At 29.8% G+C, this 15,783-nt stretch carries 19 protein-coding genes; 4 read left to right on the top strand and 15 right to left on the bottom strand.

Annotated features, from left to right (window positions below; genetic code table 11):
• Positions 1-84 precede the first annotated feature (84 nt).
• Positions 85-1,317: a pyridoxal-dependent decarboxylase gene (locus Q0714_RS13020; protein WP_298265756.1), complete on the top strand. Its 1,233-nt coding sequence runs from the start codon at positions 85-87 to the stop codon at positions 1,315-1,317.
• On the opposite strand, the gene Q0714_RS13015 is transcribed toward Q0714_RS13020, so the two are convergent.
• The 11 genes from Q0714_RS13015 to ileS all read right to left on the bottom strand — a co-directional run bounded on the left by Q0714_RS13015 (position 1,314) and on the right by ileS (position 10,635).
• Complete coding sequence (locus Q0714_RS13015) at positions 1,314-2,024, bottom strand: aromatic aminobenezylarsenical efflux permease ArsG family transporter (protein WP_298265754.1); 711 nt, start codon at positions 2,022-2,024, stop codon at positions 1,314-1,316. The two genes, Q0714_RS13020 and Q0714_RS13015, sit on opposite strands and share 4 nt — an antisense overlap.
• Positions 2,025-2,441 carry a nitrophenyl compound nitroreductase subunit ArsF family protein gene (locus Q0714_RS13010; RefSeq protein ID WP_298265752.1) on the bottom strand — a complete coding sequence of 139 codons (417 nt, stop codon included), beginning with the start codon at positions 2,439-2,441 and terminating at the stop codon, positions 2,025-2,027.
• A 19-nt stretch (positions 2,442-2,460) separates the two neighbouring features.
• Positions 2,461-3,438 carry a permease gene (locus tag Q0714_RS13005; protein ID WP_298265750.1) on the bottom strand — a complete coding sequence of 326 codons (978 nt, stop codon included), beginning with the start codon at positions 3,436-3,438 and terminating at the stop codon, positions 2,461-2,463.
• 12 nt (positions 3,439-3,450) lie between these two features.
• Positions 3,451-3,753, bottom strand: coding sequence for a thioredoxin family protein (locus Q0714_RS13000; RefSeq protein WP_298265748.1), 303 nt, complete (start codon positions 3,751-3,753; stop codon positions 3,451-3,453).
• 51 nt (positions 3,754-3,804) lie between these two features.
• Positions 3,805-4,110: a helix-turn-helix transcriptional regulator gene (locus Q0714_RS12995; RefSeq protein ID WP_298265746.1), complete on the bottom strand. Its 306-nt coding sequence runs from the start codon at positions 4,108-4,110 to the stop codon at positions 3,805-3,807.
• A 69-nt stretch (positions 4,111-4,179) separates the two neighbouring features.
• Positions 4,180-5,211, bottom strand: coding sequence for an ACR3 family arsenite efflux transporter (gene arsB / locus Q0714_RS12990; RefSeq protein WP_298265744.1), 1,032 nt, complete (start codon positions 5,209-5,211; stop codon positions 4,180-4,182).
• A 42-nt stretch (positions 5,212-5,253) separates the two neighbouring features.
• Positions 5,254-5,727: a DUF6428 family protein gene (locus Q0714_RS12985; protein ID WP_298265742.1), complete on the bottom strand. Its 474-nt coding sequence runs from the start codon at positions 5,725-5,727 to the stop codon at positions 5,254-5,256.
• 25 nt (positions 5,728-5,752) lie between these two features.
• On the bottom strand, positions 5,753-6,085 hold the full coding sequence (locus Q0714_RS12980) for a helix-turn-helix transcriptional regulator (protein ID WP_298265740.1): 333 nt from the start codon (positions 6,083-6,085) through the stop codon (positions 5,753-5,755).
• A gap of 85 nt (positions 6,086-6,170) precedes the next feature.
• Positions 6,171-6,761, bottom strand: coding sequence for a lipoprotein signal peptidase (locus Q0714_RS12975; RefSeq protein WP_298265739.1), 591 nt, complete (start codon positions 6,759-6,761; stop codon positions 6,171-6,173).
• Positions 6,762-6,843: 82 nt separating this feature from the next.
• The gene (locus Q0714_RS12970; protein WP_298265737.1) at positions 6,844-7,224 is read right to left on the bottom strand and encodes a TraR/DksA C4-type zinc finger protein; all 381 of its coding nucleotides are present in this window, start codon (positions 7,222-7,224) and stop codon (positions 6,844-6,846) included.
• Between the two features lie 3 nt (positions 7,225-7,227).
• Positions 7,228-10,635, bottom strand: coding sequence for an isoleucine--tRNA ligase (gene ileS / locus Q0714_RS12965; protein WP_298265735.1), 3,408 nt, complete (start codon positions 10,633-10,635; stop codon positions 7,228-7,230).
• A 145-nt stretch (positions 10,636-10,780) separates the two neighbouring features.
• On the opposite strand from ileS, the gene Q0714_RS12960 reads away from it, so the two are divergent.
• Positions 10,781-11,671 carry a metallophosphoesterase gene (locus tag Q0714_RS12960; RefSeq protein ID WP_298265733.1) on the top strand — a complete coding sequence of 297 codons (891 nt, stop codon included), beginning with the start codon at positions 10,781-10,783 and terminating at the stop codon, positions 11,669-11,671.
• Here Q0714_RS12960 and Q0714_RS12955 read toward each other — a convergent pair.
• A complete protein-coding gene (locus Q0714_RS12955; protein ID WP_298265732.1) occupies positions 11,668-12,411 on the bottom strand; it encodes a TerB family tellurite resistance protein in 744 nt (247 codons plus the stop codon). The two genes, Q0714_RS12960 and Q0714_RS12955, sit on opposite strands and share 4 nt — an antisense overlap.
• A 148-nt stretch (positions 12,412-12,559) precedes the next feature.
• Here Q0714_RS12955 and Q0714_RS12950 point away from each other — a divergent pair, with 148 nt between their 5' ends.
• Both Q0714_RS12950 and Q0714_RS12945 read left to right on the top strand, forming a co-directional pair.
• Positions 12,560-12,970, top strand: coding sequence for a BrxA/BrxB family bacilliredoxin (locus Q0714_RS12950; RefSeq protein WP_298265730.1), 411 nt, complete (start codon positions 12,560-12,562; stop codon positions 12,968-12,970).
• Between the two features lie 65 nt (positions 12,971-13,035).
• Positions 13,036-13,689 carry an HD domain-containing protein gene (locus tag Q0714_RS12945; RefSeq protein WP_298265728.1) on the top strand — a complete coding sequence of 218 codons (654 nt, stop codon included), beginning with the start codon at positions 13,036-13,038 and terminating at the stop codon, positions 13,687-13,689.
• A gap of 33 nt (positions 13,690-13,722) precedes the next feature.
• Here the strand turns inward: Q0714_RS12945 and Q0714_RS12940 are convergent, their stop codons facing one another.
• From Q0714_RS12940 to Q0714_RS12930, 3 genes are all read right to left on the bottom strand, one after another.
• On the bottom strand, positions 13,723-14,301 hold the full coding sequence (locus tag Q0714_RS12940; RefSeq protein WP_298265726.1) for a YceI family protein: 579 nt from the start codon (positions 14,299-14,301) through the stop codon (positions 13,723-13,725).
• Between the two features lie 97 nt (positions 14,302-14,398).
• The gene (locus Q0714_RS12935) at positions 14,399-14,983 is read right to left on the bottom strand and encodes a Crp/Fnr family transcriptional regulator (protein ID WP_298265724.1); all 585 of its coding nucleotides are present in this window, start codon (positions 14,981-14,983) and stop codon (positions 14,399-14,401) included.
• A 25-nt stretch (positions 14,984-15,008) separates the two neighbouring features.
• Positions 15,009-15,782: an enoyl-CoA hydratase-related protein gene (locus Q0714_RS12930; RefSeq protein ID WP_298265853.1), complete on the bottom strand. Its 774-nt coding sequence runs from the start codon at positions 15,780-15,782 to the stop codon at positions 15,009-15,011.
• Position 15,783 lies beyond the last annotated feature (1 nt).

Genomic DNA, 15,783 nt, shown 5'->3' with positions numbered 1-15,783 from the left:
AATAAAAAAAGCTTATTTTTGCGAAAAATTTAAAAAACTATAATTTACTAAGCTTTTTTTAAATAATATATAAACTGTAAACGAATGAAATACTGGAAAAAATATTCAAAGGAACAATTAATTAAAAGAATTGATGAAGCTTTAGCTTCAACCATAGATTTTCAAAATAGTAAGCACTTAGGATATCCTGTTTCAAAATTAGATGAAAATGTATTTAATACTAGTGGGGCTTTTTTAAATGATTCTCCCTTGTTAAAATCGTTTATTGCTAACCCAAATAATATTGGCTGCCATACGTTAGGAAAATCTGAACCTGCTTTTAAAGGCTCTCAAGAGTTGGAAAAAGAAGTCGTAAAGGTTCTAGCTGAAGATATTTTCAAAGCTGAAGAAAATGAGTATGATGGTTATATTGCTACAGGAGGAACTGAAGCTAATATACAAGCTCTTTGGATTTACAGAAATTTATATAAAAAAGAATACAATGCTACTTTAGATGAAATGGTGATTTTATCTACCAAAGACACACATTATTCTGTTAATAAAGGCTCTAATTTATTAAGCGTTGACAATGTTCAAATACCTGTTGATTTTAATTCAAGAGAAATCTTAGTTGATGAACTAGATGCTATTGTGGCTGATTTAATTACTAAAGGAAAAAAATACTTTATGGTAATTTCAAATATGGCTACAACAATGTTTGGATCCGTAGATAATCCAGATACGTATGCAAAAATTTTAAATAAACATAAGGTTACGTTTAAAATACATGTTGATGGAGCTTTTGGAGGATTTATTTATCCAATATCAAATAAAAATTCTACTATTAACTTTCAAAATCCAAATGTATCGTCTATAACAATTGATGCTCATAAAATGCTACAAGCTCCTTATGGAACTGGGGTATTCTTATGTAGAAAAGGATTAATTGAAAATGTTTTAACTAAAGAAGCTCAATATGTTGATGGGATGGATTTAACCATTGTTGGAAGTCGTTCTGGAGCAAATGCTATAGCTGTTTGGATGATTTTATTTAGTTATGGGTATTATGGGTGGTTCGAAAAAATAAATACGCTTTTACTACGTACCGAATGGTTCTGCAAACAACTAGATGATTTAGATATTGAATATTTTAGAGATCCATTTATGAACATAGTTACGCTAAAATCTGAATATGTTCCTTCTAAATTAGCTCAAAAATTTGGTTTAGTGCCTCAAACGCATGAAGGAAATAACAATTGGTATAAAGTAATTATGATGGACCATGTTGAAATTGACGATTTATTAAAATTTGTTGAAGAATTAAAGAGCATCAATTAAGCTATTATTTCTGCAAAAATTAATACATAGTAAACTCCTGTAATCATAAAAATTATTCCAGCTGTTATTCTTATAAATTTTTCGATTTTTGTAATTCTAGTATAAAAAAGCCCTATTTTATTTGCCGTAAAAGCTAATAAATATGTAAATATTATAACTGGTAACCCTGTACCTAATGCAAAAATAATAGGTAAGTATAATCCATCAATATTTGTAATAGTCATTGGAATTAATATTCCAAAATATAACGCACCACTGTAAGGGCAAAATGCTAAAGCAAAAATTGCACCTATTACAAAAGAGCCTAACAGTCCTTTGTTTGTAAATTTTTCAGATAATTTTTCAGTAAAATTGACTTTGTTTAAAATTTTTAATCGAATTATATTTAGCATGATTAGCCCAATAATAATTAACAAAGGCCCTAAATATTTTTCTCCATTTTGACTAAAAAAACGTGCCACATGATATTTACTAGCTCCAAAAAATAAAATTAATCCAATAATGGTATAGCTAAATGCTCTACCAAAAGAATATAAAATTCCACTTAAAAATACTTTTTTTTTGCTTGAAATATTTTTTGAAATATATGCTGTAGCGGTAATATTTGTTGCTAAAGGGCAAGGACTAATTGCTGTCATTAACCCAAGGGCTAAAGCAGAAATAATTGGTATATTGTAATTTTCAATAAGTGATTGTAAAAAATCCATTTATACTTTTTGCAGTTGCTTTTCTAATTTAGTTTTCAATTTTTCAGAAAATTCTTGTTGTTTTTTACCATACATAAAAGCAAATTGAGTTAGATCTACTTGTTTTTCATTCCCATTATTTATCACATTTAAAAACAACGAAGTTCCTGATGCATAAAATTTTTCAGCTATTTGCTGATTTTCTTCTTTATCAATATTAATTACTTTAAAAGTAATTTTTCCACTTTCTAATTCATTTTTAAAGTACGTTTCTAACGTATATTTGATATTTGCCTCAATAGCTTTACAAGTAACACATCGGTTAGTTGTATGAAAATCAAAAATTTGAATCATATTCTTATTTTGTGCTTTTCCATTAATAGAAAACAAGAATAAGTTAAGAATTAAAATTGTTAATGCTTTGTATGAGTTTTTCATTTTTAAAATTTTTAAATAGTTAAAAAATAAGGTTAAATATATATCCTGAAATGATAATGCAAAGTGTTACTACTCCAAAGAAAATTCCAATTAACTTAAATGTCATTACTTTTTTTAAAAGCATTGCTTCTGGCAAAGAAAGTCCAACAACCCCCATCATAAAAGCGATTGCTGTACCTAAAGGAATTCCTTTTAAAACCAATACTTGAACTATTGGTAAAATACCTGAAGCGTTCAAATACATTGGAACGGCCATAATAGTTGCTAATGGAACCGCTAATAAATTATCTTTCGCCATATATGTTTCAAAAAAACCTTCAGGAATATATCCATGCATTAACCCTCCAACGGCTATCCCAACAATAACATATGGAATTACTCCTTTTAAAATACTCTTTTCTTCTTTCCAAATAGTTGGCAAACGCATTATAAAAGGTGTTTTTTCAACTTTAAAAACAGCTTCTTCTCGTTGTGAGTTTTCAAGTACATTTTTTACCCAAGGTGTTAAAAATTGCTCCAAATTAAATTTGCCTAAAATAAATCCTGAAACAACCCCAAGTAAAATGCCGCTTATAATATAAATTAGTGTAGTTTTAACCCCGAAAAGACCTAAAAATAATCCAATAGCAACTTCATTTACTAAAGGAGAAGTAATTAAAAACGCAAAAGTTACTCCTAATGGAATTCCTCCTTTTACAAAACCAATAAATAAAGGAACTGAAGAACAAGAACAAAAAGGAGTAACCACTCCAAATAAACTTGCCATTAAATATTCTAACCCATATAATTTATTTCTAGAAAGGTAATTTCTAACTTTATCAATAGGAAAATAACTGTTTACAATTCCCATTAAAAAAATGATAACAACTAATAAGAGTATAATTTTTATGGTATCGTAAATAAAAAAGTTTAAGGCTTTAGCCAAATGTGTGCCTTGCGTCATTTCCAAGGAATCATATACCAACCAATTGGCCAATTTTTGAATCCAATCAAACATTATAGATGATTATTAACAGCAAGTATTATTAGAACAACAACCTTCACTTGGTTTATCTGAATCTTCAATTGTTTTGTTTGCCAACAAAATTTCTTTTATTTCTTCTTTTGAAGGAACTCTACCCTTTATCACAACTTCATTATTTATAACCACTGCAGGTGTAGACATCACATTGTATTCCATTATTTTCATAATGTCTTCTACTTTTTCAATCTCAATTTTTAGCTTATTTTCATTTACTACTTGTTGAATAACCTCGGTGGTTTGTTTGCATTTTGCACAACCTGTTCCTAATACTTTAATTAAAATATTCATTGTATTATGTTTAATATTTATTTAAAACAGTGAACCAATTCATTTAAAACATCAATTAAAAAATTGGCTCAATAACTCTTTTGCAACCTTCCAATTATCTTTATTGATACAATACTTTATTTTAGGGGGATTTAATTCTCCTTGGATTAAGCCAGCATTCTTTAGTTCTTTCAAATGTTGTGAAATGGTTGATTGTGCTAAAGGAAATACTTCAACTAAATCACCAGTAAAACAACAAGATTGATTTTTAAGATATTTTAAAATGGCTATTCGTGTAGGATGCCCTAAAGCTTTAGCAAAACGCGCTAATTGTTCTGTGTCTTTATGGTACTCGATATGTTCTATTGTTCTTTTCATTGTTTATCGCAAATTTACGATTGGCATTTAAATTCAAAGATGATAAAGATCATCTTTGAATCATTTTTTTTATTTAAAATACTTTTTTTTCAACCAAAAAGAAACACGCACTAATAAAATAAGTGCTGGAACCTCAACCAATGGACCAATAACGCCTGTAAAAGCTTGACCAGAGTTAAGCCCAAATACAGCTATAGCAACGGCAATGGCAAGTTCAAAATTATTTCCTGCTGCTGTAAATGCAACTGCAGCAGTTTTGTGGTATGTTGCCCCCATAGCTTTAGTGGTAATAAAACCAATAAAAAACATTATCGCAAAATAAATCAATAATGGAACTGCAATTATTAATACATCCATTGGAATTTCAACAATTAATTCTCCTTTTAATGAAAACATTACAACAATTGTAAATAATAGAGCAATTAACGTTAGTGGTGAAATTGTAGGAATGAATTTTTGAGTATACCATTGTTCTCCTTTTAACTTCACCAAAATAATTCTGCTTAAAATTCCAAGTAAAAATGGAACTCCCAAATAAATAGCAACACTTTCTGCAATTGTTGTTATAGAAATATCTACAATTGCACCTTTAAACCCAAAATATGGAGGCAAAACAGTGATAAACAACCAAGCATAAAAACTATAAGCAAATACTTGAAAAACACTATTTAAGGCAACTAATCCAGCTCCATACTCACTACTTCCTTCCGCAAGATCGTTCCATACTAATACCATTGCAATACAACGAGCCAACCCAATTAAAATTAAGCCTACCATATACTCTGGATAATCTTGTAAAAAAATGAGTGCTAAAATAAACATTAATACTGGTCCTATTATCCAGTTTAATAATAACGAAATAGTTAAAATTTTCACGTTTTTAAACACCTTTGGAAGTAAGGAGTAATTTACTTTAGCCAATGGTGGATACATCATAATAATTAAACCAATAGCGATTGGAATATTTGTGGTTCCCCTACTAAAAGAATTTATTTGTGTAGAAAATGATGGAATAAAATACCCAATTCCAACACCTAATAACATTGCCATGAATATCCATAACGTTAAATAACTATCTAAAAAACTTAATTTTTTTTTCATTTTTAATTAATATAATAAATTACCTATTTTTTTGTAACTCATTTAACAACAATTTGAGCTTGGAGTGCAACAGCTATTAGCTTCTTTTGGTAATTCAGAAAGGGCTGTGTTTGTTTTATGCTCAGGTATCTTACAATTATTTTTTGCTAAACAATCTGTTTGTTTAATAGTTAATAAAAAATTGGTTCCGTCAAAATCCAAGCCATATTTACCAATTGTAGGTCCTTGATACTCTATTTCAATATTTAAATCTCCAATATTTAAAAGCCTATCAGATAGCTCAATGATATGAATTAATTTTTCAGGATGTAAACGATGGTCGTAATCGTTAGCTTCCCATAATTGAAAATTTACAACTTCTTCATTTCTTATTGTTCCACCACAATCAATAAAATGTTTCGTTATTTTTCCTACCTCAGTTACATGAAAATGGCGCGGCACCAAACTTCCATCTGGCAATTGAAAAGCTATTGTGTCTAATTCTTTTAAATGCTGTTTAATTTGTTCTAAAGTCATAATTATTTTTAATTTAGATTAAGTGTTAACAACAATTCTTTTCTGAATGTATATTTTGATTTAAAAAATTGACGAGAAGTTTTTTAGTTTTGTTCCAAACTTCATCATTTATACAATAACAAACACTTGTACCTTCTACTTCACCTTTTATTATTCCTAAATTCTTTAATTCTTTTAAATGCTGAGAAATAGTTGGTTGAGCTAGCCCAATCTCATTCACTAAATCTCCGCAAACACAAGCGTTCAATTTAAATAATTGCTGTATAATGGCTATTCTAGCAGGATGTGCAAATACTTTAGCTACGGTTGCAATTTCATTTTGCTCCTGATTAAATTTTTCTTTTTTAGTTACTCCCATCTCTTTAATTGCTTTATTGCAATATTACGATTAATGTATTAATAAACAAATTAAAAGTTCATTTTTTATTGAAATTAATTAAGCACTATGTTTTTGGAAATGCTTTTTTATTAAATACTATTAACAACCCTACCGCTGTAGAAATTGCGGTATCGGCTATATTAAAAATTGCGTTAAAAAATGTAAAAGGTTTTCCGCCCCAAATTGGGAACCATTCTGGGAGATTTCCATTCCAAATTGGAAAGTAAAGCATGTCTACAACTTTGCCATGAAATAATTCACCGTAAGGCTTTTCAGCAAATAATGTGGCTGTAGCATTTAGAGGAGTATCGAAAATGATACCGTAAAAAACGGAATCTATAATATTTCCTAATGCACCAGCAAAAATTAAAGAAATTGCTACTATTAAAATATTAGGAGCTCCTTTTTTAATAGAGGAATATAGCCAATATCCAATACCTGTAATTGCAAATAATCTAAATATTGTTAAAAATAACTTTCCTGCTTTTCCTCCAAATTCGGCTCCCCAAGCCATTCCGTTATTTTCAATAAAATGAATACGAAACCAATCGAAAACTACTACCTCTTCACCATATAAAAAATTAGTTTTTATGTATATTTTACTAATTTGATCTATTAATAAGACTAAAACGATAATAAGAATGGATTTTTTCAATTTTTTTGATTTTATTGAACGGTATTAAAAAATGAAGCTTCCAAAGTTTAGGAAGCTTCTTAACTATTAAAAAAACAATATTTTATTGTTGCATGTTTTTTGCTTCAATGCTTAATGTTGCATGCGGAACTAATTTTAGGCGTTCCTTTTGAATTAACTTTCCTGTAACACGACACACACCATATGTTTTATTTTCAATACGTATAAGTGCGTTTTTTAAATCTCTAATAAATTTTTCTTGACGTATTGCTAACTGTACATTGGCTTCTTTAGACATGGTTTCAGAACCGTCTTCAAAGGCTTTAAAAGTTGGAGAAGTATCATCTGTTCCATTACTACTATCGTTTTTAAAGCTACTTTTTAACAACGCTAAATCTTCTTCTGCATGTTTAATTTTCTTTAAAATAATCTCTTTAAATTCAGCTAAATCCTTATCAGAATATCTATTATTATTTTCATTCATAACTTAAACTTTTTCAATTAATATTTTAGTGTTTACATCATCAAAAGCAATTTCTATGCCTTTTTCTAACATTTCTTCAAACACCAATTCGTTTGTTAATGTTTCGGTTTTAATATAATTTTCATTTGCCTCAATTGAGCGCTCTAATATATCATTTTTTTGAATAATTAGCTTAATTTTATCTGTAACATCTAAGCCTGTTTCTTTTCGTAAGTTTTGAACTCTATTTATAAGTTCACGGGCATTTCCTTCTTTACGCAATTCATCTGATATTGTTACATCTAAAGCCACTGTTAAACCACCTTGGTTAGCTACAAGCCAACCTTCTATATCTTGTGAGGTTATCTCAACTTCATCTATGGTTAAATTTACAACATTTTCATTTACATTTAACTCAATTTCTCCTTGTTTTTCAACATTTGAAATATCTTCTTGAGTTAAATTTTGAATTGCTTGTGCCACAAACCTCATATCCTTTCCAAATTTAGGTCCAAGCACTTTAAAATTCGGTTTTATGGTTTTAACTAGTATTCCTGAAGCGTCATCAATCAATTCAATTTCTTTGACATTTACTTCAGATTTTATCAAGTTTTCAACAGCTAAAATTTCTTCTCTACTTTCTTCATCTAAAACTGGAATCATTATTCGTTGTAAAGGCTGGCGAACTTTTATCATTTCTTTTTTACGCAACGATAATACCATAGATGAAATTTTTTGAGCCTGTTGCATTTTGTGTTCCAATTTTTCATCTACTAAATTTTCATCATACTTTGGAAATTCAGCTAAATGTATGGATTCAAAGTTTTCTTTTTCAGTAACTGAAATTAAATCTTTGTAAAGGTTATCCATAAAGAACGGAGCTATTGGAGAAGCTAACTTAGCTACATTTAGCATACAAGTGTATAATGTTTGATAGGCTGAAATTTTATCTTGTTCATATTCACCTTTCCAAAAACGTCTTCTACTTAAACGCACAAACCAATTACTTAAATTTTCTGAAACAAAATCTTGAATAGCACGAGCTGCTTTAGTTGGCTCATATTCTTCATAGAATTTTTCAACATTTTTAATCAATGTATTTAGTTCAGATAAAATCCAACGATCTATTTCTGGTCTATCTTTAATTTTAATTTCATCTTCAGCGTAAGTAAAATTATCTAAATTAGCATATAATGCAAAGAAAGAGTAGGTATTGTATAATGTTCCAAAGAATTTTCTTCTAACCTCATCAATCCCTTCAATATCAAATTTTAAGTTATCCCAAGGATTTGCATTTGAAATCATATACCAACGCGTAGCATCTGCTCCATATTTATCCATTGTTTCAAACGGATCTATGGCATTTCCTAAACGTTTAGACATTTTTTTACCTTCTTTATCTAAAACCAATCCGTTTGAAACTACGTTTTTATAAGCTACTGAATCAAAAACCATGGTTCCAATGGCATGCAAGGTATAAAACCAGCCTCGAGTTTGGTCAACTCCTTCTGCAATAAAATCGGCTGGGAAGAATTTTTTTTCGTCAATAAGTTCTTTATTTTCAAAAGGATAATGCCATTGTGCATAAGGCATCGAACCTGAATCAAACCAAACATCAATTAAATCTGATTCGCGTTTCATTGGTTGACCTTTAGGAGAAACTAAAATAATTCCATCAACTACGTTTTTATGAAGATCTATTTTATCATAGTTTGCTTCACTCATATTTCCAACTTCAAAATCGGCAAAAATATCGGCTTCCATTAATCCTACTTCTACAGATTTTTTCATTTCAGCTTTCAACTCTTCAACTGAACCTATAATAAGTTCTTCTGTTCCATCTTCGGTTCTCCAAATTGGCAATGGAATTCCCCAGTAACGTGAACGAGATAAATTCCAGTCGTTGGCATTTTTTAACCAGTTTCCAAAACGACCTTCTCCAGTAGATTTTGGTTTCCAGTTAATTGTTTCATTCAACTCAAACATTCTATCACGCTTATCAGTTACTTTGATAAACCAAGAATCTAAAGGATAATATAAAACAGGTTTATCGGTTCTCCAACAATGTGGGTAACTGTGACGATATTTTTCTACATGAAATGCTTTGTTTTCTTCTTTTAGTTTAATTGCAATATCTACATCTAATGAACGCTCTAGCGTCTCCCCTTCATTATAATATTCATTTTTCACATATTTCCCAGCAAATTCACCCATATGTTTTGTAAATCTTCCTTGCAAATCTACTAAAGGAACAGGATTTCCAAAATCATCTAACACTAACATTGGCGGCACTTCTGGGCTTGCTTGTTTTGCAACCAAAGCATCATCAGCACCAAAAGTTGGTGCGGTATGTACAATACCTGTACCATCTTCCGTTGTTACAAAATCTCCTGCAATAACTCTAAATGCATTTTCTGGATTTTTGTAAGGTAATACGTATGGTAATAATTGTTCATATTTAGCCTCTAAAATATCAACTCCTTTAAATTCATTAACAATTATATAAGGAATCTTTTTGTCGTTTTCTTTATATTCAGAAAGTTGTGATTCATTTTCTACTTCAAAAAACTTTCCTGAAAATTGTTTACCAACCAAATTTTTGGCTAAAATTACATTGACTGGTTTAAATGTATATTGATTAAAAGATTTTACCAACACATAGTCTATCTTTTTTCCAACAGTTAATGCTGTATTTGATGGTAAGGTCCAAGGAGTAGTTGTCCAAGCCAAAAAGTGCACATCTCCTTCAACATTTTGCAACATGGTTGGTAAAGTATTTTTAATTGCTTTAAACTGAGCTACGGCTGTGGTATCGGTAACATCTTGATAGGTTCCTGGCTGATTTAATTCATGTGAGCTTAAACCTGTTCCTGCTTTTGGTGAATACGGTTGAATGGTATATCCTTTATAAATTAGCCCTTTTTTATACATTTGAGCCAACAACCACCAAACCGTTTCCATGTATTTTGGTTTGTATGTTACGTATGGATCTTCCATATCTACCCAATAACCAACACGCTTTGTTAAATCATTCCAAACATCGGTATAACGCATCACCGCTTTTTTACAAGCTTCGTTATATTCTTCAATGGTTATTTTTTTACCAATATCTTCTTTGGTTATCCCTAGCTCTTTTTCAACTCCTAATTCAATTGGCAGTCCGTGAGTATCCCATCCTGCTTTTCTTTTAACTTGAAAGCCTTGTAAAGTTTTATACCTACAAAAAATGTCTTTTATAGCACGTGCCATCACATGGTGAATACCAGGTAATCCATTTGCTGAAGGAGGTCCTTCAAAAAATACAAACGGTTTATTATCATTTCTTGTTGCTATACTTTTTTCGAAAATAGTTGAAGCTTCCCAAAACGCTAAAGTTTCATCTGCTACTTTAGTGAGGTTCAAACCCTTATATTCTCTAAACTTTTTACTCATTTTACTACTTTAATTCAATTAGTTTGCGAAATTACGTATTTTATTGAAAATATCATTTTATAAATTGTAAAAAATTATTTTGTTAATTCCCTGAATTTAACAGATTTAAATTAAGTTTACATTTGCATTCATTTTATATCCAAATATGATTCAAAATATTATATCAAATTCTTATAAAAACGCTAAAAGAATTCCTCTAAAAAAAGACTCAAAATTTATATTTTTTAGTGACTGTCATAGAGGGGATAATAGTTACGCAGATGATTTTGCAAACAATAGTAATATTTACTATCATGCTTTAAGAAACTATTATGAAAATGACTTTATCTATATTGAATTAGGCGACGGTATTGAACTTTGGGAAAATTTATTTTTTAATGAGATTTTTGAAGCTCATAAAAATGTTTTTATGCTTTTAAAAGAATTTTATCAAAAAAACCGACTGCATATGATTTGGGGAAATCATGATATGACTTTAAAAAATGAAAAAAAAGCTGCAAGCCTTTTTAATACTTATTTTGATAAAATTACTGGAACCCAAAAAGATTTATTAACTGGCTTAACCTTTAATGAAGGTATTGTTTTAGAGCCAGAAGGTTTTAAAAAAGATATCTTGTTAATTCACGGGCATCAAGCTGATTTTTACAATTATGTAGGATGGAAATGGAGTCGATTTTTAGTCCGAGTTTTATGGAAACCACTTCAAATAGTAGGTATAAAAGATCCTACGAGTCCTGCTAAAAATTATAAAGAATTAATAAAAGTTGAACGTCGTTTAAAAAAATGGATTTTAGCGAATAATAATCAAATGGTAATTGCTGGACACACACATAGACCTCGGTTTCCAGAACCCAACGAATTGCCTTATTTTAATGATGGAAGTTGCGTGCATCCTCGTTCTATAACTGGTATTGAAATTGTAGCTATGAAAATATCACTCATTAAATGGCATATCATTTCTAAAAAAGATGGAACATTACAAATTGTAAAGTCTGTATTAGAAGGCCCAAAAGAACTAAAACTGTACTTATCTTAAAACTGTCCTCTTTCTTTTTGAATTTGTTCGTATGCTTTTTGCACTTGTTTAAACTTATCTTCAGCACCTTTTACATGTTCTTCTCCTAAGTGTTGTAATTTATCAGGGTGGTATTTTTTCACCATTTTTCTATACGCTTTTTTAACCTCTTCATTAGTAGCAGATTTATTAATTTCTAAAATTTTATAAGCACTTTCAGAACTGTCATAAAACATAGCTTTAATAGATTCAAAATCATATTGATTGATATATAAATATCCAGCAATTGTTTTAATTGAATTTACTTCTGCTTCATTAACCGCGCCATCAGCTTTTGCAATTCCAAATAAAAAATGAAGTAATTGTAAACGCGTAGCATGTGTCATGTTTTGGCGAATTTGTAAACAAACTTGCCTTGTAGAAACATTGTTGTTTTTTATAAATCCTTTAAATAATTTAAACGCATGATTTGCTCTTTGCTCACCATACATATTGATAAAATGTAGTCTTACATACGACAACTCTCGCTGATCAATATTACCATCAGCCTTAATTACAACAGCCGAAAGTAGTAATAAACTTATTTCAAAATCACCTGATTGAGTATTTGCACTTGTAGCTCTATATGCTTTTGCACGTTCTACGTCACTTGCTGTAAAACCTTCAATAAAGTTTCCAACCACATATCCTAAAACACTTCCTATTGGTCCACCTACTGCAAAACCTAAACCAGCTCCTAACCATTTTATAAAATTTGCCATACTATTTTTTAAAAGCACAAAGATACATTGAAATATTAGTTTAGCTAAAGTATAACTTTGGTTATACTTGTTAAAATAATAATAAACTTTTAGTAATTAAACTGTTATATTTGCACACAAATTACGTCTAACAAAAAAATTTAAAAATATGTATCCACCAGAATTAGTAAAACCGATGCAACAAGAATTAGAAAGTGCAGGTTTTAAATCATTACACACAGCGCAAGATGTTGAACAAGCATTAAAACAAGAAGGAACAACTTTGGTTGTTGTAAATTCGGTATGTGGTTGTGCAGCTGGGACAGCAAGACCCGGCGCTATTGTTTCTTTAAACTTTGATAAAACACCTAAAAATTTAGTTACTGTTTTTGCAGGTGTTGATGCTGAAGCTACTGCAAAAGCACGTGAGTTTATGATTCCTTTTCCTCCTTCATCACCGGCAATTGCATTATTTAAAGATGGTGCATTAGTTCATATGCTAGAAAGACATCATATAGAAGGAAGACCTGCAGAAGTAATTGCTTCTAATTTAGCTGGAGCATACGAAGAATATTGTTAAAAACAACTTATAAACAATCTTTAAAATCCGTTTAATTAATTGAACGGATTTTTTATTTTTAGAAGATGAATAAACAACTAATAATTTCTAAAACTGAAGAGTTTGTAAAACAAACATTAAAAAATGCTGAAGGTGGACACGACTGGTTTCATATTTTACGTGTTTGGAACAATGCCAAATTAATTGCTGAAAATGAAAAAGTAGATATTTTTATAGTTGAGTTAGGTGCATTATTACATGATATTGCTGATTCAAAATTTCACAGTGGAGATGAAACCTTAGGCCCTAAAGTTGCTCGTGAGTTTTTAAAAAAAATTGCTGTTTCAGAAGAAATTATACTTCATATAGAAAACATAATTACAAATATATCTTATAAAGGTGGTAATTTTAAACAAACTTTTACTTCTCCTGAGCTAGCTGTTATTCAAGATGCCGATAGGTTAGATGCTATTGGTGCTATTGGAATAGCTAGATGTTTTAATTATGGTGGATTTAAAAACAGACCGTTATACAACCCTCAAATTCAACCAAAATTAAATCAAACAAAAGAAGAGTATAAAAATTCTGAAGCACCAACAATAAATCATTTTTATGAAAAGTTATTGTTGCTAAAAGATAAAATGAATACCGCTTCAGGGAAAAAAATTGCTGAAGAACGACACCAATACATGGAAGCCTTTCTTCAGCAATTTTATAGTGAATGGAATGGTTTAAAATAAACCAAACTTCTATTTATTAACTTTTAAAAAATATTAAAATTCTAAATCTGCCACCAAATCAAACTCGTCATAAATTGCTTTGTCTTTTAAATTATCAAAAAAGGCAGTTGAACCATATCTAACATCGTACATAGTTCTATCAATTTTTAATGAAGCATTTGCTTTATTACCATAAATAGACATATCAAAAGTAATCGGTTTGGTAATTTCTTTAATGGTTAAATTACCTGAAATTTTGTAAGAATTTTTACCTGTAGCTATAATATTTTGAAATACTAGCTTTGATGTTGGGTGGCTTTGAACACCAAAAAAATCATCAGATTTTAAATGTCCTTCTAATTTTGTTTTATATTCACCTTCCATATCAGTGTTACTAATTGAAGTCATATCCATGATAATTTCTCCTCCTGTCAGCTCTCCGTCAGTAAAACTTAACGTTCCTGACTTAATACCTATAACACCTTCATGTGATCCTGTTACTTTATACCCTTTCCAAACTACTTTACTTTCTTTAACTTTAATAGCTTTGTCTCCATTATTAAACATTGTAAATGAGAAAGTAATGAATGCAAGTATTGCTATAATTCCTAAATTTTTAATTGATTTTTTCATGTGATTATTGTATTTAATTTTACAATACAAAGGTCTGAATTACAATTTAGTAAAAAAATAAAGTAGATTATGAAATGATGTTAAACTAGTTTAACATTTATTGTTCTAAAATTAGCTGACTTTTAATTTTACTCAAAAATTCTTTAGTAATACCTAAATAAGAAGCAACCATATACTGCGGAATTCGTTGTTCAATTTTTGGGTAATTTTTTCTAAAAATTAAATACCGCTCTTTAGCAGACATGCTAAAGTTTCTAACAATTCTTTTTTGTGAAGCAACAAGTGCGCGTTCAACAATTTTTCTAAAAAACCTTTCTAACTTAGGAATTTGAATATACAGTTCTTCATTTGCTTCGTACGAAATTTGAATGAGCTCTGTATTTTCTATACATTGAACATTGTAATCTGCTGGCTTTTGAGCTATAAAGCTCCCCATATCCGAAGTCCACCAATCTTCAATTGCAAATAAAATAATGTGTTCTTGCCCTTCATTATCCATATAAAAAGTTTTGGTGCAACCAGAGAGGATAAAATATTCATGTTTACAAACATCACCTTGTTGAACTAAATACTGCCCTTTCAAGTACTTCTTATAGCTTATTTTAGAGAGTAGAATTTCTTCTTCCTCTTCAGTTAAACTAATATAGTTTTTAATATAATTTAATAAAGGTTGCTCTTTCATATTGCTTTAACCTATAAATAAGGTTTTAAAAGTTAGGTTTTCTTTTTTCCAAAAAAGCAGTAGTTCCCTCTTTAAAATCATCCGTTCCAAAACTAATTCCAAAGTTTTCAATTTCTACACTATAACCATTTACACAATTGGTATAATTAGCATTTATCGCTTTAATGGCTGCTCCAATTGCTACTGATGAATTTCTCATAATTTTAGCTGCTACATTTTCACATAATGGTATTAGCTCTTCATGTTCAACAACATAATTTACCAGCCCCCATTCTTTAGCTTCCTCAGCAGAAATCATACTAGCAGACATAATCATTTCCATCGCTTTTCCTTTTCCTACCAATTGCGGTAACCGTTGTGTTCCTCCATAACCTGGAATAACTCCTAAACTTACTTCTGGCAGCCCCATTTTTGCATTAGAACTTGCTATTCTAAAATGTGCAGCCATTGCCAACTCTAATCCTCCTCCAAGAGCAAACCCATTTATAGCTGCAATTACTGGAGTACTTAAATTTTGAATAAAATCGAATAAAATTTCCTGTCCTTTTCTTGCTAATTCTGTTCCTTCCTCAACACTAAAGTTTGCGAATTCAGAAATGTCCGCTCCAGCAACAAAAGCTTTTTCTCCACTTCCAGTTATAATAATTACTTTTACGGCTTTGTTTACTTCCAAAAGTTTAAAAGCCTCGTGTAATTCTGCAATGGTATTTTTATTTAATGCGTTTAATTTTGAAGGTCTATTTATAGTAATTTTTGCAATTCCTTCATTTTGTTGAACTAATATATTTTCGAAATTCATC

Source organism: uncultured Lutibacter sp., assembly GCF_947493565.1.
Lineage (GTDB): Bacteria > Bacteroidota > Bacteroidia > Flavobacteriales > Flavobacteriaceae > Lutibacter > Lutibacter aestuarii.
This window is presented reverse-complemented; position numbering and strand designations above follow the sequence as displayed.